Genomic DNA, 255 nt, shown 5'->3' with positions numbered 1-255 from the left:
ATGGTCCGTAACTGATAACGATGGCAATACAACAACACAAACCCAAACCATTACCGTGGAGGACAACACGCCTCCGGTGCTTGTTGGCGTTCCTGCCGATGCGACCGTAGAATGTGATGCCATACCCACTCCTGCTGTGGTTACCGCAACAGACAACTGTGATACAACCCTTACCGTTAGCTATTCAGAAACTACAAATACCGTCAATGATGGTGTCGGAACTATCATCCGTGAATGGTCCGTAACTGATAACGA

1 protein-coding gene is annotated in these 255 nt (G+C 48.2%); it reads left to right on the top strand.

Annotated elements, in window-relative coordinates:
* On the top strand, window positions 1–255 hold a 255-nt coding region (locus tag LOK78_RS16630; protein ID WP_232635703.1), incomplete at both ends, for an HYR-like domain-containing protein.

Source organism: Mangrovimonas futianensis, from assembly GCF_021245805.1.
Taxonomy (GTDB): domain Bacteria; phylum Bacteroidota; class Bacteroidia; order Flavobacteriales; family Flavobacteriaceae; genus Mangrovimonas; species Mangrovimonas futianensis.
The sequence above is the reverse complement of the archived record's forward strand: the minus strand, read 5'-3'. Positions and strand labels throughout refer to the sequence as shown.